17 protein-coding genes are annotated in these 20,752 nt (G+C 47.7%); 11 read left to right on the forward strand and 6 right to left on the reverse strand.

Annotation, left to right across the window (positions count from 1 at the left end):
• Nucleotides 1-55 precede the first annotated feature (55 nt).
• Nucleotides 56-1,507, reverse strand: coding sequence for a formate transporter FocA (focA, locus tag JIG40_RS20565; protein WP_020328537.1), 1,452 nt, complete (start codon nucleotides 1,505-1,507; stop codon nucleotides 56-58).
• Nucleotides 1,508-1,723: 216 nt separating this feature from the next.
• On the opposite strand from focA, the gene JIG40_RS20570 reads away from it, so the two are divergent.
• Together JIG40_RS20570 and JIG40_RS20575 are read left to right on the forward strand one after the other, a co-directional pair.
• Nucleotides 1,724-2,629, forward strand: coding sequence for a LysR substrate-binding domain-containing protein (locus JIG40_RS20570; RefSeq protein WP_020328538.1), 906 nt, complete (start codon nucleotides 1,724-1,726; stop codon nucleotides 2,627-2,629).
• Nucleotides 2,630-2,813: 184 nt separating this feature from the next.
• Nucleotides 2,814-3,308, forward strand: coding sequence for a DUF1097 domain-containing protein (locus JIG40_RS20575; protein WP_032081888.1), 495 nt, complete (start codon nucleotides 2,814-2,816; stop codon nucleotides 3,306-3,308).
• A 165-nt stretch (nucleotides 3,309-3,473) separates the two neighbouring features.
• On the opposite strand, the gene JIG40_RS20580 is transcribed toward JIG40_RS20575, so the two are convergent.
• A complete protein-coding gene (locus JIG40_RS20580; RefSeq protein WP_199466003.1) occupies nucleotides 3,474-5,105 on the reverse strand; it encodes an ATP-dependent endonuclease in 1,632 nt (543 codons plus the stop codon).
• 267 nt (nucleotides 5,106-5,372) lie between these two features.
• Here JIG40_RS20580 and JIG40_RS20585 point away from each other — a divergent pair, with 267 nt between their 5' ends.
• The 3 genes from JIG40_RS20585 to JIG40_RS20595 all read left to right on the forward strand — a co-directional run bounded on the left by JIG40_RS20585 (nucleotide 5,373) and on the right by JIG40_RS20595 (nucleotide 9,029).
• Nucleotides 5,373-7,106: a bifunctional UDP-sugar hydrolase/5'-nucleotidase gene (locus JIG40_RS20585; RefSeq protein ID WP_199466004.1), complete on the forward strand. Its 1,734-nt coding sequence runs from the start codon at nucleotides 5,373-5,375 to the stop codon at nucleotides 7,104-7,106.
• Between the two features lie 446 nt (nucleotides 7,107-7,552).
• On the forward strand, nucleotides 7,553-8,512 hold the full coding sequence (locus JIG40_RS20590; RefSeq protein ID WP_199466005.1) for a TerC/Alx family metal homeostasis membrane protein: 960 nt from the start codon (nucleotides 7,553-7,555) through the stop codon (nucleotides 8,510-8,512).
• 325 nt (nucleotides 8,513-8,837) lie between these two features.
• The gene (locus JIG40_RS20595) at nucleotides 8,838-9,029 is read left to right on the forward strand and encodes a hypothetical protein (protein WP_020328543.1); all 192 of its coding nucleotides are present in this window, start codon (nucleotides 8,838-8,840) and stop codon (nucleotides 9,027-9,029) included.
• A gap of 93 nt (nucleotides 9,030-9,122) precedes the next feature.
• Here JIG40_RS20595 and JIG40_RS20600 read toward each other — a convergent pair whose 3' ends face one another.
• Together JIG40_RS20600 and JIG40_RS20605 are read right to left on the reverse strand one after the other, a co-directional pair.
• The gene (locus JIG40_RS20600) at nucleotides 9,123-9,689 is read right to left on the reverse strand and encodes a PhnA domain-containing protein (protein WP_020328544.1); all 567 of its coding nucleotides are present in this window, start codon (nucleotides 9,687-9,689) and stop codon (nucleotides 9,123-9,125) included.
• Nucleotides 9,690-9,830: 141 nt separating this feature from the next.
• The gene (locus JIG40_RS20605) at nucleotides 9,831-10,619 is read right to left on the reverse strand and encodes a M48 family metallopeptidase (protein WP_104965381.1); all 789 of its coding nucleotides are present in this window, start codon (nucleotides 10,617-10,619) and stop codon (nucleotides 9,831-9,833) included.
• A 171-nt stretch (nucleotides 10,620-10,790) separates the two neighbouring features.
• Between JIG40_RS20605 and JIG40_RS20610 the strand changes: the two genes are divergently transcribed.
• The 4 genes from JIG40_RS20610 (at nucleotide 10,791) to JIG40_RS20625 (ending at nucleotide 13,502) form a co-directional block, all read left to right on the forward strand.
• The gene (locus tag JIG40_RS20610) at nucleotides 10,791-11,243 is read left to right on the forward strand and encodes a hotdog fold thioesterase (protein WP_047458246.1); all 453 of its coding nucleotides are present in this window, start codon (nucleotides 10,791-10,793) and stop codon (nucleotides 11,241-11,243) included.
• Nucleotides 11,244-11,477: a DUF3389 domain-containing protein gene (locus JIG40_RS20615; RefSeq protein ID WP_020328547.1), complete on the forward strand. Its 234-nt coding sequence runs from the start codon at nucleotides 11,244-11,246 to the stop codon at nucleotides 11,475-11,477. It begins immediately after the preceding gene.
• Nucleotides 11,478-11,557: 80 nt separating this feature from the next.
• Complete coding sequence (locus JIG40_RS20620; protein ID WP_199466006.1) at nucleotides 11,558-13,249, forward strand: SgrR family transcriptional regulator; 1,692 nt, start codon at nucleotides 11,558-11,560, stop codon at nucleotides 13,247-13,249.
• 1 nt (nucleotide 13,250) lies between these two features.
• The gene (locus tag JIG40_RS20625; protein WP_024375092.1) at nucleotides 13,251-13,502 is read left to right on the forward strand and encodes a hypothetical protein; all 252 of its coding nucleotides are present in this window, start codon (nucleotides 13,251-13,253) and stop codon (nucleotides 13,500-13,502) included.
• A gap of 371 nt (nucleotides 13,503-13,873) precedes the next feature.
• On the opposite strand, the gene JIG40_RS20630 is transcribed toward JIG40_RS20625, so the two are convergent.
• Nucleotides 13,874-15,976: a TonB-dependent hemoglobin/transferrin/lactoferrin family receptor gene (locus JIG40_RS20630; protein ID WP_199466007.1), complete on the reverse strand. Its 2,103-nt coding sequence runs from the start codon at nucleotides 15,974-15,976 to the stop codon at nucleotides 13,874-13,876.
• Between the two features lie 255 nt (nucleotides 15,977-16,231).
• Between JIG40_RS20630 and JIG40_RS20635 the strand changes: the two genes are divergently transcribed.
• Entirely contained in the window at nucleotides 16,232-17,119 is an 888-nt protein-coding gene (locus JIG40_RS20635; RefSeq protein ID WP_020328550.1) for a LysR family transcriptional regulator, read from the forward strand.
• Between the two features lie 52 nt (nucleotides 17,120-17,171).
• On the opposite strand, the gene JIG40_RS20640 is transcribed toward JIG40_RS20635, so the two are convergent.
• Entirely contained in the window at nucleotides 17,172-19,856 is a 2,685-nt protein-coding gene (locus JIG40_RS20640) for a bifunctional acetate--CoA ligase family protein/GNAT family N-acetyltransferase (protein ID WP_100267801.1), read from the reverse strand.
• A 216-nt stretch (nucleotides 19,857-20,072) separates the two neighbouring features.
• Between JIG40_RS20640 and JIG40_RS20645 the strand changes: the two genes are divergently transcribed.
• On the forward strand, nucleotides 20,073-20,657 hold the full coding sequence (locus tag JIG40_RS20645; RefSeq protein ID WP_032081879.1) for an SPOR domain-containing protein: 585 nt from the start codon (nucleotides 20,073-20,075) through the stop codon (nucleotides 20,655-20,657).
• Nucleotides 20,658-20,752 lie beyond the last annotated feature (95 nt).

Genomic DNA, 20,752 nt, shown 5'->3' on the forward strand with positions numbered 1-20,752 from the left:
CTAGAGACAACGGGGCTTTGTCTTAATTAGCCGTCTGACTTGTTCGTGTTGTAAATTAGGCGCGGGCCAGTTCTTGTTCTTCGACGACACTCAGACGCTCGCCGTAAATCGGTCTCAATGCTGCCAGTACATGATTGCGTTCCAACACGCCGACAAATTTACCGTTTTCCAGAACAGGCAGCACATGCGGTTTGCTGACTTTCATACTTTTCGCGCGCTCTTCGAGTGAGAGAGAGTTAAAGCGGGTTGCTATGCCCATGTTAGTGGTTGGGAACAGCTGCTCTTTATCGATACAGAAGAATTCAGCCACATCGACCAGTTTGTCGTTGACGTCGATGGCAATCACGTCGCGTGTCATCAGGTCTACGACTTTTTGTTCGTCTGCCGGAATGTAATCCTGACACCACAAATCAACCATAATGTCGTGTGTGGACAGAATACCCACCAAACGACCTTCAACATCCACCACTGGCGCGGCATTTAAATGGTGTTCAACCAGCGTATCCACAGCCACTGCTGTTGGTTGTTCTACGCTCAGAGTGACAGGTTGAGCATTCATCATGTCTTTAACAGTTAGAGTATTTTTCATCATAGCGTCCTTCAGTGACTTGATATTGGTGGTTTCCGTAATGGTGGCAACACTGGCCACTTTCAGATGAGGGCGGCGGTAGATAGCCCAGTTGGCCAATCCCACCAGAACTGCACCACCAACAATGTTGCCGAGCGTAACGGGAATGAGGTTAGCGGTGATAAATTGTGTAACGTTTAAGTCGGCGTATTGAGCCGGATTCATCCCCACTTGCTGCCAAAAGCTTTCAGGCGCGAAGTAATGGATAACAATACCGAGTGGGACCATGAACATGTTGGCGACACAGTGTTCAAAGCCGCTGGAGACAAACATCGCCACGGGCATAATGGTCATTGCCGCTTTGGTCATCGCATTCGCCGAGCTGAAGGTCAGCCAGATAGCGAGACAAACGAGCAGGTTACACAGCACACCCAACGCAAAGGCCTGCAACATGGTGTGATGGAGTTTGTGCTGGGCGATGTTCAGTGCATTCAAGCCCCATTGGCCGTGATCGAGCTGGTATAAACCCGCTGCGCTCACTAATGCCAGCAAGAACATCGCACCAATAAAGTTACCCACGTAGACCTTGCCCCAGATGGACAGCATCTTGCCGAAGCTGATCTGTTTATTCGCCCAGGAAATACTGGACAGCACGGAGCTGGTGAAGAGCTCGCCACCACAAATGACAATCAGTATTAAGCCCATGCTGAATGCCAGGCCACCAGCCAAACGGCTCAGACCCCATCCGGCACTTCCACTGCCAGTGGTTACTGTGATGTAAAACAAGAAAGCCAGTCCTATGAATGCACCGGCCATGACAGCAAGGCTGAGTGTCATGCCACTGGTCTTTTTTGCTTTGCTCAATGCGAACTTCTCTGCTTCCGCCATCATTTCGTAGGGCGAAAAATAATTTTGATTTTCAGAGTAGGCTGCAGACATATTCGCTCCCCCAACTGATGTTCATGTATTACCTCCTTATGTAAAACAACACGTTATGTGCTGCGTTGAAATCAGATTAGGGACAGAAGCCCTACAGGTAAAATTGATAATTTTTCTTATCCACATCAATTGTATTGATATAAGAAACTTAACCAGTAAAATGAAACCGCTTGCGCATAGACAAGCTGTTCAATCACAGAACACATAGGAAAAGCAGTGCGATATTCATTGAAACAATTAGCCGTATTTGAAGCGGTCGCTGATTGTGGCAGTGTCAGTGCAGCAGCGGATAAGCTTGCTCTGACACAATCTGCGACTAGCATGTCTTTAGCTCAGTTGGAAAAAATGCTTGGCAGACCTTTATTTGAAAGGCAGGGCAAGCAGATGGCTTTGACCCATTGGGGAATGTGGCTGCGCCCCAAAGCCAAGAAGCTGCTGCAGGACGCACAGCAAATCGAAATGGGTTTTTATGACCAGCATTTACTCAGTGGAGAAATCCGTTTGGGGGCAAGCCAAACTCCCGCTGAACACCTAGTTCCAGACCTTATCAGTATTATTGATAGTGACTTTCCAGAGATTCGAATTGAACTGGGTGTGAAAAGTACTCAGGGGGTAATCGAGGGGATTCTCGATTACAAGTATGATCTTGGCATCATTGAAGGACGATGTGATGACAATCGAATCCATCAGGAAGTGTGGTGTCGTGACCATCTGACGGTTGTCGCGTCCGCCCATCATCCATTTGCCAAGCGTGATTTTGTCAGCCTGGCGCAGTTGGAGCAGGCTAAATGGGTTCTGCGCGAACATGGGTCAGGGACTCGCAAAACGTTTGATAGCTCCATTCACAAATTAATCGCCGATCTCGACGTATGGCGTGAATACGAGCATGTACCGGTACTGCGCAGCTTGGTCGCAAACGGTTCTTATCTCACGTGTCTGCCTTATCTGGACGTCGAGCGATATATTCAGAGTGGACAACTTGTAGCTCTGAATGTGCCAGAATTGAATATGGAGCGGACGTTGTCGTTTGTGTGGCGTGCGGACATGTCTGAGAACCCGTTAGCAGAGTGCATAAAGCGGGAAGGGCTGCGAATGATGAAAGGAAGACCTTCAGTTCTATAGGTGTTTTATATTTCCTAAATCTGTTGATTTACCGTTTGCGTCACGATTTTTATGATATTCATTTATAGTTTGCATATTTAATGTGACCAATATCACTGGTAAAGGTGTGTTTTAGCTCTTAGTATTCTCGCTTGATTCACTGATGTGACCATCCTTATGGGGTGGAAACTTCGCAGAGGGTATTATGAGCACACTGTTCGCTATTTCACTGACTACAGGAATTCTGTCGGGTATTTGGGGCTGGGTAGCCGTTTCACTTGGACTACTGTCATGGGCTGGCTTCCTTGGATGTACCAGCTACTTTGCCTCGCCGAAAGACGGATTGAGAGGTTTAGGTGAAAGCCTGCTGACCAATCTTAGCGGCGTATTTTGGGCGATGGTGATTATTGAAGCTTCTGACTACGTTGGCATTGAAATCCTGGGTTATGTCATTACTGCGGTTGTTGCATTTTTCATGTGCATTCAGGCCAGTAAACAGTGGCTCGCGTACATTCCTGGAACCTTCATCGGTTCATGTGCGACGTTTGCCGCCAGTGGCGACTGGAAGCTCGTCATTCCTTCACTATTCTTAGGTGGGCTGTTCGGCTACCTGATGAAATCGAGCGGCGTTTGGCTGCATCAGCGATCAAAACAGTCCGATCTTAAAAAAGAGTTAAACAAAGCGGAGCACGTTGCCTAACGGCGCTCGGCTTACCTCTTGCTTCTGAGAAAAGACACCCCCGATTAATTTGTATCGAATTATCAGTTTATTTGATATTGGCGTTCAGTTGACTGTCCCTTTGTTCTGAACTGCATTGATACCAGGCACACAGGAATGTGTGCCTTTTTTTATGCGGTGGCGATATCAGGTGTTGCCATTGGCCATGGTAATGACCCGCTTCAGTGTCCAGCGCAGAAGTACCGGAATACAATCAACGCCATTCTCTTCGCAGTGTGAAACAATAGCTAATGCCAAATCCGGTTTAGCATGCTTCTTCAGTACCTTCGTCACGACTTTTTTGGCCGGGATCGGATGATCATGTGGGATCTTCACCATGTCTTTGAAAAAGAACTCAAAGCCGTGTGAATAAAGGAAGTGTTCAATATCGCGGTCAGGCAGTTCTGTTAAGCGGTGACGCTCCTGATCATGGCCAAGCATACCTTGAACTGTCGCGGCGTACTTCTTACCCGCCGCATCACCGTCGGTCACCACGTGCCATTCAATACCAAACGCTTTGGCGACTTTGATCAACGACTTCAAACCTGATTGCGCAAACTCAATAATCTGTACGCCTTCGGCTGCCAGGTTGTAGCCGCATTGACGTGCCAACTCGCTGAACAGCCAGACTTCCGTTTCGCCTTCCACTAGTAGCCAGCAGCGCGCATAGAGCGCGCCCGAACGATGAAAGCGAATGTGGAAACCAATGCGTCTGAGTTCGTCACGGCTCAAACCTTTCAGCGGCATGCTGGTCGCGACGGTTTTATCGGATTTTCTCACCAAGCGGCGTATGGAATGCAGTGGCACAGAGCCAAGCAAGTCTCCGCTGTTGGTGGTCAGAATCTTCTGCATTGGCAGCAGTTCGAGCAGGCTCCAGGCGCGGGCAAGGTGAGTGGGGTGCAGACGACCTTCAGGGTCTTCAACGATGAGAATCGGACGCGCAAAGCGTCGCAGTTCATGTGGGCCTTTTGCCTGCAGATAGGCATTCAATAATCCTAATAGCAGCAATCGAGTTTGCCGATTCTTCGTTTCGTCAACAATTTGCGTCAGGCTTTTTTCGTTGGCCGGGGAGCCATACACCAGACTTTCGCGCTCGCGCCGAGGATTCTTTCGACTCTGGCTTTTAAACGAAAAGTAGTGTTCTACCAGAGCGTGCATGGCATTTAAGCTGCTGCGCATTTCGCCTTTGTTGACGTGACCAGGAATGGCCATCAAACGCCTAGCCGTATTATTGATGCGTTTTTCGACCCGAGAGCTGACGCCATTTTTGCTGTCGAACGGGCGATCAAACTGGCGTGAGTCACGCAGACGAATGACCGGATGCAGACTCATCAGCTCTTTGGCCAGTACTTCAGTATGATGAATCGGAATCGGATTACCGTCGAGATCAAGGAATGCGTAATCGGTGGTGATATTGTATTGCACTCGCGAGCCGCTCACGCGATAAATAATGCGGTGCTGGCCGTTGTCGTCTTCACGCCAAACTGGTTTGAGATTGCGGTAACGCCCGGCACGATGCTCTTTCGCATCGGACGCGACAAAGCTGAGGATGATCTGAATATCCTGAGTTTGTGGGTGCGAGATGGAGTAGTCGACGTGGAAGTCTTGCAACTCAAACTGATAGGGCAGACCATTGGCCGGCAACATCACTGAAAGCGCATCCAGCAGGGAAGATTTACCCCAGGTATTTTCGCCTATTAACGTTGTGAGTTCATCCAGAGTGAGCGATAAACGACGAATGCCACGAAAACCAGATACTTCTATTCGCTCTAAATGCATAGGCTCAACTTCCTTTTGGTTATCTGCGTTGAGTTTTCTTTAAGAATAAAGGAAAAAGAAGCCTAAGGCAGAACCTTAACTCACAGAATAGTATGTATGTATCACAAATTCAGTGTCTTACAGCGATCAATACCGAATCTTTACCGATGCGTAAAGGGTGACAAACATCAAATACGTTAAGTTTCTTTTCAAAGCCATTTCATAAAAGTCACGATTCTGTCATGATCGGTGCGCTAGGATGAGAGTGAAAGAAAAGAGAAAGAAAGTATGAAAAGAACAAAAGAGATTACATCCGTCACTCTGGCACACATCAACGATACCCACTCCTATTTCGAACCAACTTCCCTGCAACTGACACTGGACATCAACGGCCAAACGCTGATCCCTTTCGTGAGTGCAGGTGGATTCGCACGCATCGCAACACGCATTCAACAGCTCAAAGACGATGCAGCACGTATGAAGCGGGGCTTCGTGTTTGTTCATGCCGGTGACTGTTTCCAGGGCACCTTGTACTTTTCCCTGTTTAAAGGGAAAGCCAATGCCGACATGCTCAATGCGTTGGGTATCGATGCGATGGCGCTGGGCAATCATGAATTGGACATGGGCAACGAGCCGGTGGCTCAATTCGCCAAACGAATCAATTTCCCGTTGCTGGCGGGCAACTGGGACTTATCTGCTGAACGTACCAACAAAACTTATCGTTTGTCGGACAACAACAACGTCAAAGCGTTTGATGCTGCGCGACGTTGTGCTAATTGGGTGACAAAATCTGTCGATGACAGTGAAGTGGCCATATTCGGGTTATCACTGGATAAAATGGCCGATATCGCCAACCCGGATATCGACACTCCGTTTGTCGATTCGCTGCAGACTGCTCGCAATACCGTGGCAGAGATTCAGCGTTCAGGCATCAACAAAATTATTTTAGTCAGCCACTTAGGTTACGATGTCGACAAAGAGATCGCAGAGCAAGTGGATGGCATCAGTGTGATTGTGGGCGGACACAGTCATGTGCTGCAGGGCGACTTTAGCGCGCTTGGGCTCTCGAAAGAAGACGAATACGGCCAGTTTATCAACGGGACTTACGTTGTTCAGGCCGGGCTATATGCGTTGGCGCTTGGACACTGTCATATTGACTTTGACCAGAACGGCAAAGTCGTGCACTTCGAAGGTCGTAACGAGCTGCTGCTGGGCCGACGTCTGTTCCTGGATGCCAGCATGAATGAAGCGGGCAGCGATTCAGCGCATTTGCAGGCGTGTGAGTATGTTAACAATCACCCGAATGTGGTGGTGTGTAAGAAAGATCCGCAAGTGCAGGGGATTTTGATCAATAAATATATCCCTCGCGTACGTGAGCTGCAGAGCCAGGTGATTGCGAAAGCGCCGGAGAAACTGCGTCACGTGCGTATTCCTGATGAAGATGGCCCGAGTGAACTGGCACCGCTGGTGGCAAAATCATTTGTCTATGCAATGCGCCAACGGGGTCATCAGGTTCAGTTTGCGATTCACAACGCAGGCGGTGTTCGCACCTCGATTCTTCCGGGGGAAGTGACGGTTGCCGATATTGCCGGAAAACTGCTTCCGTTTGCCGTTCCGATCGGTGTGTATAAAGTCTCGGGGCAAACCATTGCCAGTACGCTGGAAGGGGCAATCAATAACGCGACGAATAATGGCGTTTCTGGTACCGGTTCAGGCAGTTACCCGTACACCAGCAACCTGTCGTTCCAGTATGATGCGGAAAAACCGATGGGGCAGCGTATCAGCCGACTGCATATTTTCATCGAAAATCAGTGGCAACCCGTTGACCCTAATAGCATTTATTGCGGTACGTCGTCGGCCTACACCATGAAAGGCAAAGAGGGTTACGACGCGCTGGTGAACATGCAGGGCGAGGGGATTGTCACGACGGTTTCGATGGCGGATGCGTTTATTGAGACGTTGTCTGAGCAGCCGGATTTGTTGCAACCGGGTAAATCACTGGCGGTAAACGGGCTAAACTAGCTTGGCATACTCTTTGCTGACTCTTTTTTGTCTCAGTTTCTCAACTCGGAAATTGAAGGGGGAAAAGATGTGGAGTAAAGACTGGCTGGACACGCTAGTTGTCGTAGCATGGGTCGGGGTATGGTCAGCATTAGTTTATATACTGCCATTTGCCGGAATCTGACAAAAAGGAGCGGGAATCGCTCCTTTTTTGATCTGGGTCTGGACCTGATGAAACTGAGGGCATAGAATTGCCCTGTTTGGGGAGTAGTCGCCACCGGTTTACTTGTCGTCATCACGTTAAGCTTAGGCTTATCCGGCAAGTATGAGTGCCTGAACTGTTGAACAACAGATCAGCCGCTTCGACGAGACCAACGCATTCAACGCTGCTTTAGAGCAGTGGTCGTTGCTATGCGGAAGGTGTCGTGGTGTGTCTGTTTTCGATCCTTCCGCTTATGGAGGATTGTATGACCCCGATAACCTATGCAGGATTCGCTATCCTGACCCTTTCTTTAGTCTCTCTCGATATTTGGCAAACCCGTGGCGGTGCGGTGACGTTAAAGCGCGCGGTCGCCTGGAGTCTGTTTTGGTTCGTGCTTGCTTTTGCTTTCGCCGTCAGTATTTATTTCTGCTGGGAATTTTATGCGCCTGCCAGTGATTACAGTGCAGAAAAAGCCACTGTTGCGTTTCTGACGGGCTATCTACTGGAAAAATCACTTAGCGTCGATAACTTGTTCGTGTTTGCCATCATTTTTCACCAGTATACGGTACCGGAGCATTTACGGCCTCGTGCGCTGTTGTGGGGGGTGATCGGTGCTCTGATTCTGCGGGCTGTCATGATCATGGTAGGGGCTGAACTGTTGGCTAAATATCATTGGTTACTGTATGTCTTTGCTCTGTTCTTGATTTGGACGGGTATCCAGTTGGCGCGCGATAACGGTGACGAAGAGATCAACCCGCTTCCTGAACGCTTGATTCGCCGTATTTTCCCTGTGTCGGACAGTTATGCCGGCAATGCATTGTGGATTCGCCACAACCATCGCTGGTGGGCTACTCCGATGTTGATTGTCGTTGGTGTGATTGCCTTCATGGATGTAATGTTTGCACTGGATTCTATCCCTGCCATCTTTGCGGTGACACAGGAACCGTTTTTGGTGTTGGCTGCCAACGTGTTCGCATTACTTGGATTACGGTCTCTTTACTTTGTTCTTCAGGGAATGATGGATAAGTTTATTTACCTCAAACCTGCGTTATCTTTCATCATGATGTTTATTGGGGTGAAAATGTTACTTGTCGGATCTGCCTGGGAGATCCCAACGCCTGTCTCCTTGTTGGTTTTGTTATTCACCATGGTGACTGCGGTGATTGCGTCGATGATAAGAGGTCACGCCGAGACTAGATTGAGACAAGTAAAATCAGAGGATTAGAAACGCATTCGCTGCCAGTGAGGTATCAACCTGGCGGTGAACACCGTTTTATCTCCGGATCAAATTTTTTCAGATATTTAGATGTAAAATAATTGTATGCGGTTGTGACCATTTAAAATACTCACGCGTTAATTATGCTGATGGCAGCAATTTAAATGACTAAAAATGCGTCATTTCTGAATGGGTATTTTTGCGATTGTTATCACCTTGTTTCATAAGTTTAACTAATCCGAATGGCCAATTTTTGTCATTTTTTTATTCGAACAAACTTGCCTAATATTCGAGCCAACACAGTAAGTTACCGATTTATTTAAGAGAGGCTCACATGGCACAAGCAATGCATTTGGGTACTGTTACAGCACCAACCTCTATGGATAAAAAAACCTACCCGGTTAACTTCAAAGGATTGATGAAACATTTGGTTGATATTCTGTTTGTTGATAGCCAGCAAACTCGCAGCTACTACAGTGCAGAACTATCTAGCCACATGCAACGTGATATTGGTTTATCACGCTAAGCTAAACACAAAAAGCCGACAGTGATGTCGGCTTTTTTATTGGCACTTTATGACAGATCAAGAAAACGCGGCCGGAGCCGCGCTTTTTCTGAATTACTTCTTGCGGCAGTATTCCGCAATAATGTACATCGTTTGACCGTTCACTTTACCCTGAATGTGTTTAGGATCATCGGTCAGTGCGATACCGCGTACCGCAGTACCTTGTTTGATCACCATGCTGGAACCTTTTACTGGCAGATCTTTAATCACGGTTACGTCATCGCCTTTTTTCAGCTCAACGCCGTTCACGTCCAGTGGTTTCTCTGCGTCATCGTCCATGCCGATTTCTGCCCATTTCTGAGTTTCCTCGTCCATGTACATCATTTCGACCAGATCCTGAGCCCAGCCTTCAGAAGTCGCCAGGCGCTTCAGTTGACGCCAAGCCAACACCTGAACAGGCGTAACCTGACTCCACATGCTGTCATTCAGGCAGCGCCAGTGGTTTGCATCTACTGTGTCTGGGTCTTCGATTTGACCTTTACAGGTATCGCAAAGCATCACTGCGTGATCCACAGTAATTTGCGTGTGTGGTGCAACCACAAAAGGAGTTAGCGGTGACTCTGCAGAACAGAGTTCACATTTAGATTCGCAGCGTTCAAGTAGCGTTGCTTCAGTAGACATAATACCCACCTTGTAAAATTTCGTAAGCGCGTATTATCCACTTTACGCACAAGATTTAAAGGGGTATTGCATCAAACGCGGCAAATCAATGGGTTATTTGTATTGATTTGATGCAAATAACCCCAATTGACTTAAGTTATCTCAGCCACACTGCGGATGTGGTACAGAATAAGACGGCAATTTTTTAATCATCGCAGTCAGATCCTGAATGCGGGTGCTGTGCGAAGGGTGGGTTGAAAGCAGTTCTGGTGGCTGGTTGCCTCCTGACGCTTTTGCCATGTTTTTCCAAAGTTCGATGCTTTGGCGTGGATCGAACCCCGCTTTAGCCATGATCTCCAGTCCAACGATATCAGCTTCAGACTCCTGAGATCGGCCGTAAGGAAGGATCACTCCGTATTGAACGCCCACGCCCAACGCGGCCATCGTGATGTCTTTGTATTGAGCATAGGCTGAAGAGCCGATAGCCATATCCGTTACCTGCAAACCGACACTTGCCAACTGAGTTTGTGATAAGCGCTCGTTACTGTGATTGGCCAGTACGTGTGCAACTTCATGGCCAAGCACCGTTGCCAATTGGTCTTGATTGACCGCGACTTTGAGCAGTCCGGTGTAAACGCCAATCTTGCCTCCGGGCAGGGCGAAAGCATTCACTTGCTCACTGTTGAACACCACGACTTCCCATTGTTCGACCCCCGCTTGCTTGGGGACTTGCGCGGTGATGGCGTTCGCTACACACTGCACGTAAGCATTGGTTTTTGCGTCTTGATCAATCGGTGTGTCTTGTTTCATTTGTGTGAAAGACTGAGCGCCTAAATTGCTCATGTCGTTGCTCGAAAACAGCAGGATCTGGTTTCGTCCGGTAGGGGATGCGGCACATGCGGTCAGACCGATCGCTGTCAGAATACAAGAAGCTTTAAACCATGAACGCATTGCTGGCTCCATAATTTTCAGAGGTTAATATTAAACGTGCAAATAATATCATGGCTTAAGCTGAATTGAAGGTGAATGTGGTTTTGTCATTGGCATTCAGAGCGTTACAATAGAACCCACTCGCATTTCTTTGCTGCGCACCTGTCTGCGTCTCATCTCAAGGAATTACCTATGGAAATTTGGAAAAAACCGATCAGTCTGGAGATTCTTAATGCAACTTCAAAAAATACGCTGATTGATCATCTCAATATTGTTTATACCGAGATCGGGGATAATTCTGTATCGGCTACTATGCCTGTTTGTCATTTTACTCATCAACCTTTGGGTATGCTGCACGGCGGCGCTTCGGTTGTTCTGGCTGAAACATTGGGCTCTGTGGCGGCAAATTTCTGTGTGGATGATGATTCTTACTGCGTTGGTCTGGATATTAATGCTAATCATATTCGCTCAATGCGTGACGGTCATGTGATTGGGACGGCAACGCCAATTCATTTGGGCGTATCGACTCAGGTTTGGCAAATCACGATGACCGACGATCGCGGCCGTTTGGTGTGCACCAGCCGCCTGACCATGGCGGTTAAGAAAGCAAAAAACAATAAGCAGAAACTGAACACTGAGGCTTAAATGGTTATTGAGTTTAAAAGCGGAAAAATTATCGTCACGGCGCATGAGCTGGTGATCCGTTTACAAGGTGACCATCATGTGACGCTTCAGGCGCAAAGTGATGCGGTCGAACTGATTGGTCGCGGAGCGAATGTGGTGGCCGTGAATGGCTCTGAAGCAAAGTGGTCATTGAAGTTGGACAACGAAGAGCAACTGCGCCAACTAGCGGCTGAACTGGGTTGTGATATCGCTTAAAGAATCCTGTCTCTGACTTGAAAAAATACCATAAAATAGGGAAACTCATTTCGTAGCTGTTTAAATGAGATTTCCCCTTTATGAGTAGCCCCCGCTTACGTGTCCAGTTCGAAACCCTATTCGAACACTTCAATGGTCAGGATGCTGAAACCCAGCTCGAAGATGTCACTGAAATTCTGTTCTGTACCCGTCGTAATGCACGTATTGTGCTGAACAAAATGGAAGAAGAGGGCTGGATAGAATGGCATCCGGCCGCGGGGCGCGGCAAATTGTCTCAGTTGCTGTTTAAACGCAGTCGAGCCGATGTCAGTGAAAATCTCGCCCGGCGTTATCTTGAAGAAGGAAAGATCGGCCAAGCGTTATCGGTTTTGGATCAGGATGCTGCCAAGCTGACTCAGGTGATTCAGAGCTACCTCGGGGTTCAGCATCAAGAAGGTCTGCAAGTTGTCCGGCTGCCATACTACCGACCACTGTCGATGCTCAATCCGGCCAAACCAATGCGTCGCTCAGAGCAACACATTGCGCGCCAGATCTACAGCGGCCTGACGCGGCTTGATGAAGACGAGCAGTTACAGCCAGATCTTGCTCATACCTGGCAAGCAATTACACCTACTCATTGGCGGTTCTATATTCGCCCGGGTGTGCGCTTCCATAATGGTGAACTGTTGACGACGGATATTGTCATTCAAAGCCTGTGGGAACTGCGCTTTGTGAATCTGTTTTCTCACATTGATCAGGTGGAGTCTCCGGGAGATTGTGTGGTGGATATCCACCTGCAAAAACCGGATCACCGTTTACCGTTGCTGCTGTCGGAAGCGTGCGCGAAGATCCTGTTACCGGAATCTCAGCGCAGTGAAGATTTTGACCTGATGCCAGTCGGGAGCGGTCCATACAAGGTGATCGTCAATGACGAAAAACGTTTGGTTCTGCAGGCATTTGATGGCTATTTTGGTTTTCGCCCGTTGTTGGATCGGGTTGAAGTGTGGGTGATTGACGAAGTGCATTCATCGATGGTCTTCCCGAGTTTGTCTCACCCCATTAAAACGCAGCGAGGATCCTCTACAGAAGATGTGGATCTCGATCCGGGATGTACCTATCTGTTGCTGAATAAGAAAAATGGTCTTGCCAAAGAGGATGAGTGGGCAACCTATTTTCATAACAAACTGAGTACTCTCAACTTGTTCCGCCGATTACCCGAGGAAAAAGTAGTTGAGCTCGGCGTGCTGCCTGCCTATGGTTTGAAGCCGGGTTGGTACCATCAGGCGCCAAGTAATTTTTCCATCACACCACCTGCGCAACGTACTGTCACGGTTGCCTATCATGCGCAGCATCCCATGTTTCCAACGCTTGCGAAGGTGATACAACAAGTTCTCAATGAGGATGGCATCAACGTTGAATTCATCAAATATGAGCTTTCCCTAACCGAAGTGGGTGAGGTGGATATCTGGATTAAAGCCATGGGGATTGCCAATCATCGTGATGACGCATTAGCAGGCTGGCTGTTGAACTATTCGGATGTTGAACACCTGAGTTTGGCTGATGATTTCAATTACTGGTGTGGATTAGTCGATCAATGGCGCGCGGACAAATACGCGACCTTCCCCGCAAGAGAACTGGGTAAGTCGCTTGTGGAGCAACACCAAATTATCCCAATGTTCCATTGTTGGCTGGGAGTATCAAAAGATCAGTGTGGCTCGCTACAGAATGCCAAGTGCAATGCCTTGGGATGGTTTGATTTCAGCCAGGTATGGGTTAAACCCGAGCTCGATTGAGATGGCAAAACCAAGAAAAAAACTGCCGGAAAAGGTAGTTGATATCTACTGTGCCAAGTGCCGGACACTATTGCTTAAGTATCATAAAGGTGGAAAAGGAGCTTTAGTGAAGTGCTTTAAAGAACGTATTGCTCAGGATTTCACATCCGGTGATGGTCGCTGCCCAAATTGTGGTAGCGAGTTTGCCAGGGACGCAATGGTCAGGGGGACGCCTGCTTTAAAAATGGTGGGTGGCAAAGTGATGATGAAATAAACAACTCTCAAGTTATCTTTTGAAAAAATCGAAAATTCGGTTCAGAAAACTTAAAATTTCATGTAGTTGACACCGATATTGATCTCGGTCGATAAAAAAGGGAATTCTTAGGCTAAAAGCTACAAATATGTTTTAGACGTGTTAAACTTCAATTGTTCCAAATTTGGACCAGAAGTAGCTCTAAAATAGGGGGAGTCAATGGAACTCGCGCTAATCATCACTTTTATCGTAGCGGCAGTTGTTATGGTGAAAAAAGAGATGGCAGAAAACAAATAATTTAGTTCATTCTCATTTTTTCTTTTCCTTTTGAATGCATTAAATGTAAAAAAGCCAGCTTTCGCTGGCTTTTTTGATCCTTCAAATGTGCGTCATCAGAATTCGTACTTCGCGGTAATGGCAAAGTTACGTTTTGGCTGAGACTTATCCAGATCCAGTTCGCTTGACCCGCGTACATCGTTCCACTTGTAATACTCTTTGTCGGTCAGATTGAAAATACCTGCTGTCAGAGTTACGTCTTTGATTGGCTTATAGTATGCGGTGATATCAATGATGGTTGCACTTGGTAGTTCAGTTTGTGCGGAATCCTCACTGTTGATATCACTGGACGATTTCTTCGCCGTGTAGTTTACCTTTAGGCTTGAACCCCATTGAGTGCTCGGTGCGTCATAGTTCAGGGCAACGACTGCATTCCAGGGGTTAACACTGTTTAACGGGTTGCCTTCGCCATCTTCGCCTTCTGTGTATGCTGCCACCAGCTTGGTGCTCATACCTTGTGGGGCATTCACAAGTTTATCCAGCAATAGCGTATTGCTCAGCTCCACACCTTTGATGGTCGCCTTATCAATGTTGGTGTAGTAGTACGAAGTCATTGAGCCATCGTTGGTACTGGTTTGATCAATAAAGTTGTCGTAATCACTGTAGAATACCGAAATCTCTGATCGCGAGGCATCCGTTTTGTGGCGGTAACCCAGCTCGTAAGAAACGCTTTCTTCTGACTTCAGATCTGGGTTAGGAATGTTTTCATAACAGAAGCCATAGTAACAGCCACCAGCGTAAACATAGTAAAGCTCACTAAACGTCGGTGCTCGGAAGCCTTGGCTGACTTGGGAGAAAACGCTGTTTTCGGTATTGAGATGGTAAACAGCGCCGACTCGACCAGTCACTGCGGAATCTTTGTAGGTTTCGTAATTTGTGCCTTCCACATCACCAGGATTGGTGTTGAACCAGTCGTAACGCAGACCCGGTGTGACGATCAGGTCACCGTTCAAAAATGCCATTTCGTCTTGCAGGAACACGCCAACCTTTCGCTCTTTCGCATCCGGTGTGTACACGATTTGAGAGCTGCTGTTGGTCGATGAATCATACTGGATATTGGTGTTTTCGATATCAGCAGCGGTCAAGCTGATACCATAAATGAAGTTATGTTCTACACTGCCAGTGGTTAACAGTTTGTCGAATTGAGTTTCCACATCCCAACGATTGTCTTTATATACGTAGTCTTTGGTCTGGTTGTTTGACGAGGTTGAACGGTGAGTGACACCGTTGTCGTCCTTTTTCTGCCAGGTGACTTTACTGGTAATGGTGTCTGCCATGCCAATGTCTGCGTTCCAGATGTGCTTCAATCCCAAACGTGTTTTCTTGGTCGTATCGTCACCAGTGTAATTGGTGTAAGTCGAATGATAGATATCCGAGTTCGACTCGTTGTGCGTGATTTCGCCCAGCAGCTCAATACGATGAGCAGGGTTTAGCTGATATTGCAGCTTGAGAAGCAGATCGTTTTTCTCTGTGTCTTGATCTGTAACGGAATAGTTTTCATGTTCGCCATTGGCGAAGTTATTGACGTTCTGGCCGTCACGACGGGTGAATGCGACCAGAGTTTCCAGATCGCCGATACGGTTTGCCAGTGCGACGTGCTCACTGAATGATTTGTCTTCTGAAAAGTAAGAGAGCTTCACCTGGCCGCCAAAGGATTCACCATCTTTGAGAAAATCGCGCGGATCTTTAGTTTCGAATGCGACAACCCCGCCGACCGCATCGCTGCCGTGAAGACTTGAAGCCGCGCCTTTCACGACTTCTACGCTTTTGACCATGTCTGGTTCAATGTACACTGCACTGGAGTTCACGAATTCGGTGTTGCCGCCGTCGAAAGATTGACCTTGAGCCACGCCATCGACAAGAATTTTGACTCGGTTCCCTTCAACCCCACGAATGTTGACGGTTTGAATGCCTTGACGATTAGAACCGTTCACGGTTACACCCGGTGTGTACTCAAACACTTCCGCAACATCTTTTGACATGTTTTTTTCAATGTCTTTGTCACTGACAACGTCGACTTTCGCGGCGGTATTGCCTAACGTTTGATTTGTGCGGGTTGCCGATACCACCACTTCGTCGAATGAGGCATAATCATCGGCATAGGCGGAAGGAGAAAGGGCAAGAACAATCGCAATCGATAGTAAAGATTTGTTATACATCTGCTTTTACCTTATTAAATCCATGTAACGTAAGTTCGCCGCAGAGTCTATTTGATCTAAATAATAATTACTATCATTTGCATTTGTGTTTATTGTTGGTTTTTGCTGCGAAAGTGGGTACTCTGTTCATAGTTACTTCCAATATATCAATAAGTTAATTAATAATTGCACTAGAAATAAAGTTTTTGCTTTATTAAATAAGTGTGATTTGGATCACAAATAACTGGGTGTTCTATCAATATAAGGATGTTGGTTTTGCAAAGTCCAATTACGTTAGAAGCGTTACATATTCTCGATGCGATTGACCGACGAGGCAGTTTTGCAGCGGCGGCGAATGAACTAAATCGTGCTCCGAGTTCGCTTAGCTATCAGATTCAAAAACTGGAGCAAGATCTGGATATCATGATTTTCGACCGCTCCGGTCACAAAGCGAATTTCACCGATGCGGGTAAGCTCATTCTGGAACGCGGGCGGGCCATTTTGTCTGCGACCGAGAAGCTCGTTAATGACGCAACGCTTCTGGCTAACGGCTGGGAGCTGGATATCACCGTAGCGTTTGATGGCATCATACCGATTGCGAACTTCTTCCCATTAGTTGAAGCGCTGGGCAATGTGAGCAAAACCCGTATTCGCTTACAGGAAGAAATTCTTGCGGGTAGCTGGGAATCTCTGGCGACTGATCGCGCAGACTTACTGATTTGTCCTCGTATTGAAACGCTTCCTCAGGACGTTAAGGCTGAGACATTGGGTGAGATGGAAATGGTCTGGGTAGCGGCAAGTAACCATTATGTGCATAAGCGGACGGGTGAATTTGACGAAGAAGCACGTCAGAAGTATCGTGCGATTGCTATTGCCGATACAGCTCGCGACCAGCCAGCGATGAGTGTGAATATCCTTCAGAAGCAGCCACGTTTAACGGTGACCAATTTTAATGCGAAGTGCCAGGCTTTGGTGAATGGTTTAGGTATCGGTACGCTACCAAAGCATGTTGCCGAACCGTTGATTGCTGAAGGTAAGTTAAAGAAAATTGAAGGTAGCCAAGGGTCGAAAATGGAAATCATTATGGCTTGGCGCCGAAACAAAATCGGTGAGGCGAAATCCTGGTGTATTCAATACCTTAAGAAGCACTGGAATCTAGTTTAAGATCAAAAATAGAAAGGCGGATCAATAAGATCCGCCTTTCTGCTTATCGCTGCTAAGGATTGAGTGGCAGTACCATATCTGCCGTACCATCCTCAAAATGGATATCGACTTCAAATCCGAGTCGCTGAGCCAAAGTTAACATGCCTCGGTTGGTTGGCATGGTCATTCCCGACATCTGGGTTGTGCCTTTGTGACGGCAGTAATCTATGATCTTGCCCATCAAAATTTTACCTAACCCTTTTCCTTTGAGATCGGATCGAATCAGAATCGCAAATTCGGCATCGGTGTTCTCTGGATTAATCAAAGCGCGCGAAACGCCAATGATCTCATCTTTATCGCCCTGATGGCTTACCGCAACAAACGCCATCTCCCGGTCGTAGTCAATCTGAGTCAGGTTGGCTAGCGCTTCGTGATGAAATTCACCGACATCAGAGAAAAAGCGTTTATAAAGGTCTTCTTTACTGACTTTCTTAATAAATGCGGCGTGATCGGGTTCATCTTCAGGAAGAATTGGCCGAATGGTCACCAGCTCGCCGTCTTTGGCCTGAACGTCTTCCGCCATCTCTGACGGGTAAGGGCGGATCGCCAGTCTGCTTTGTGCGTCGCCTTCAAAACGTTTGAGCGTTAAGTCTGCATCGAGGATGGTAAATTGACTGCCATTTACCAATACTGGATGAATATCCAGTTCGTGAACTTGCGGGCATTCCACCACCATTTGGGAAATTCGGACCAGGAATTCAGACAAACCTTCAATGTCTATCGGCACAGGCAATTTCTGCAGACGAATCTTCCCGCTGCGAATAGCCCGCACAATCAAATAACGCGCCAGCGTCATGTTGAGAGGCGGTAAGGCTGCGGCGGCATCGATCGATTCATTCCACTCTGATCCTCCCTGCCCAAGCAGGATCACTGGGCCGAATGTGGTATCGTGTTTCACTTTAATACGCAGCTCTTCACCGCCAGCGAGTTTAGCCATGGCTTGGACAAGCAAGCCGTGAATGTTGGCTGATGGGTAGGAGATCTGTGTTCGGTCTAAGATCGCCTGCGCTGCGCTGGCGACTTCAGTGCTGTTGCGCAGATTGAGCATGACACCCTGAACATCGGATTTATGGGCAATGTCCGGTGAGCGCAGCTTTACCGCAACCGGATAACCAATCGTTTCAGCAATATGCACGGCTTCGCTGGCATCAGATGCTATCCAGGTCGGTAGCACATTGAAGTTAAAACATCTCAGCAAAGTGCCAATCTGGTGGGTATCAAGGTGAACCAGATTATTACTCTCCAGATGTTCTTCTATCCATTGTTTGGCACTGTTCACTTCTGAGACATGGACCGCTTCCGCCGTGGTTGGGGTCTCCATCAGTTGTTTTTGGTTGCGGCGGTACTCGACCAAGTGCATGAAGGCCACGACTGCGCTCTCGGGAGTACGATAAGTCGGAATACCAGCTTGATTAAAAATCTGCCGCGCTGGCTTGGCCGTCATTTCGCCAGACCAGTTGGTCAGAATATTAAATCGTGGTGAACGAGGATGCGCTTTAATTACATCGACAATAGCTTGAGCCGTCTGTTCAGAATGAGCAATTGCTGAGGGGCTATGCATGATCAGAATGGCATCAATAGTCTCGCTATCCAGTACGGCTTTAAGTGCATTCACATAACGGGTATGGTCGCCGTCGCCAACAATGTCGATAGGATTACTGTGCGACCAGCTCTGCGGCAAGCACTGATTCAACTTTTCGTACACACTTTCTTCAAGCTCGGCCAGTTTCCCGCCTCGCTCTAACAATGTATCAATCGCCATAATTGCCGGCCCGCCGCCGTTGGTGATGATCGCCAAGCGCTCGCCGCGGAGAGGGACTGAATGAGTCAAGGTTTCTACGGCAGCGAACAACTCATGCGTGTTGTTTACTCTCAACATACCCGTGCGTCGAATGGCTGAATCGTAAATGATGTCCAGTGTGTCATCGCCGCCGGTATGCATTTGAGCGGCCTTGCGTCCGGCGCTCGTGCGTCCGCCTTTCAGAACCAATATCCGCCGGTTGCGTGATGCTGCACGCGCCGCTGACATAAAGCGTCTCGCGTCTTTAATTGTATCAACGTAAAGCAGAATGGCATCGGTATATTTGTCGGTGCTGAGACAGTCGAGCAGGTCGGAAAAGTCGATGTCACTGGCGTTACCTAAGGAAACAAAAGCAGAGAACCCGATCTCTTTATCGTTTGCCCAATCAAGAATCGTGGTGCATACAGCCGCTGATTGTGAAATGAAAGCAATGTTGCCTTTAAGCGCAGTCACGGGAGAGAAAGAGCCATTGAAATTGATCCAGGGAAGAATCAGCCCCAAGCTGTTCGGCCCAAGGACACGCATTCCTGCCTCTTTGGCGATGGCGCTACATTGTTCTTGGATTTCTCGCCCCTGAGCATCCAGTGAATACATATCGGAAGAGAGGACAACGACGTTGGATACGCCTTTTTCGGCCAACTGACGAAAAATGGAAATATTACGTGACGCGTGAGTGCATAAAATTGCGATATCCGGAACTAACGGCAGCGCATCAATGGTTTTGTACGCAAGGACGCCACAAACGGAGGGATAATAGGGAGTCACTGGCATAATGGCGCCATCAAATCCTCCTTGCAGCAAATTCTTCATCACAATATTGCCGGCACGGAATGGGCGGATAGAGGCACCAATCACCGCAACGGATTTAGGCTTCAGTAACTGACTTAAATTATTCATAATTATTGCGCCGCAAGTTGACCTGTCTATATCCTAACCAATTCTCGTATTGGCTGTTCGTCTATTTGGTCTGGTTGTGATCCTGTCAGCACCGGAGTGAGTCGACTTTGTGTCACAAATCACAGGATATCCTTGATAAATCGGACGCTAAGCTTGATTCTCAGCGCCGCTATCGGCATGATTTAATTACTTTCTACTTAGAGTGTTTATGAATCCATGAAAAAAGTTGCAATTGTTGGCTTGTCAGCGCTACTCGCTGCTTGTTCCTCGGGAAGCTACATCACAGATGTGACCACGGAAAGTCATACGGAAGAATATGCGGTAGCTGAAGTGCCTCAACCAGTTGTTTCAGACGAAGGAACAGCAGTAGGTGTGACAGAACAAAACGTTGAAATGAACGTCATCAAGATGGCGCCAGCTGAAAACGATAAGAAAGTGGTTAAAATGAGCCCGCAAACTCAGGCGAAACCTGCAGTTGCCATCACGCCTCCGACAGCCAAGCAAGTTGCGATGAATCCTCGCTACGGTTTTACGATTCAGGTCGTTGCTGTAGGCACTCAGAACAAAGTGGATCACTTTGCCAACAATCTGCCAAAAGATGGCCAGCCAATTTGGGAAAACTACAAAGTTGTAAACGGAACAAAATGGTACACCGTGCTTTATGGTGACTACGCGACGCGCAAAGAAGCAGCGGAAGCGATTACCACGCTACCAAGTGAGTTCCAGTCTCTGAAACCTTTTGTGAAGAGCATTGACTCAATTAAAAACTCTGAGTTCCCGACGCTGAATAAGCTTAACTAACTCTGACTGAAACGATAAAAGGGGCGATTTGGCCCCTTTGTTGTTTGTTCTCTGACCACTTAAACCATGATTGTGTGAGAAATTGTCTCGAACGG

The sequence above is a fragment of the Vibrio sp. bablab_jr001 genome (genome assembly GCF_016464285.1).
Taxonomy (GTDB): Bacteria; Pseudomonadota; Gammaproteobacteria; order Enterobacterales; family Vibrionaceae; genus Vibrio; species Vibrio fluvialis.

Excerpts from the sequence above, each read along its gene's own strand:
- JIG40_RS20600 (WP_020328544.1), bottom strand. The coding sequence starts at position 9,689 with ATGTCTACTGAAGCAACGCTACTTGAACGCTGCGAATCTAAATGTGAA.
- JIG40_RS20580 (WP_199466003.1), bottom strand. The coding sequence starts at position 5,105 with ATGCATTTAGAGCGAATAGAAGTATCTGGTTTTCGTGGCATTCGTCGT.
- JIG40_RS20575 (WP_032081888.1), top strand. The coding sequence starts at position 2,814 with ATGAGCACACTGTTCGCTATTTCACTGACTACAGGAATTCTGTCGGGT.
- JIG40_RS20615 (WP_020328547.1), top strand. The coding sequence starts at position 11,244 with ATGGTTATTGAGTTTAAAAGCGGAAAAATTATCGTCACGGCGCATGAG.
- JIG40_RS20620 (WP_199466006.1), top strand. The coding sequence starts at position 11,558 with ATGAGTAGCCCCCGCTTACGTGTCCAGTTCGAAACCCTATTCGAACAC.
- JIG40_RS20645 (WP_032081879.1), top strand. The coding sequence starts at position 20,073 with ATGAAAAAAGTTGCAATTGTTGGCTTGTCAGCGCTACTCGCTGCTTGT.
- JIG40_RS20595 (WP_020328543.1), top strand. The coding sequence starts at position 8,838 with ATGGCACAAGCAATGCATTTGGGTACTGTTACAGCACCAACCTCTATG.
- focA (WP_020328537.1), bottom strand. The coding sequence starts at position 1,507 with ATGTCTGCAGCCTACTCTGAAAATCAAAATTATTTTTCGCCCTACGAA.
- JIG40_RS20630 (WP_199466007.1), bottom strand. The coding sequence starts at position 15,976 with ATGTATAACAAATCTTTACTATCGATTGCGATTGTTCTTGCCCTTTCT.
- JIG40_RS20640 (WP_100267801.1), bottom strand. The coding sequence starts at position 19,856 with ATGAATAATTTAAGTCAGTTACTGAAGCCTAAATCCGTTGCGGTGATT.
- JIG40_RS20585 (WP_199466004.1), top strand. The coding sequence starts at position 5,373 with ATGAAAAGAACAAAAGAGATTACATCCGTCACTCTGGCACACATCAAC.
- JIG40_RS20625 (WP_024375092.1), top strand. The coding sequence starts at position 13,251 with ATGGCAAAACCAAGAAAAAAACTGCCGGAAAAGGTAGTTGATATCTAC.
- JIG40_RS20590 (WP_199466005.1), top strand. The coding sequence starts at position 7,553 with ATGACCCCGATAACCTATGCAGGATTCGCTATCCTGACCCTTTCTTTA.
- JIG40_RS20610 (WP_047458246.1), top strand. The coding sequence starts at position 10,791 with ATGGAAATTTGGAAAAAACCGATCAGTCTGGAGATTCTTAATGCAACT.
- JIG40_RS20605 (WP_104965381.1), bottom strand. The coding sequence starts at position 10,619 with ATGCGTTCATGGTTTAAAGCTTCTTGTATTCTGACAGCGATCGGTCTG.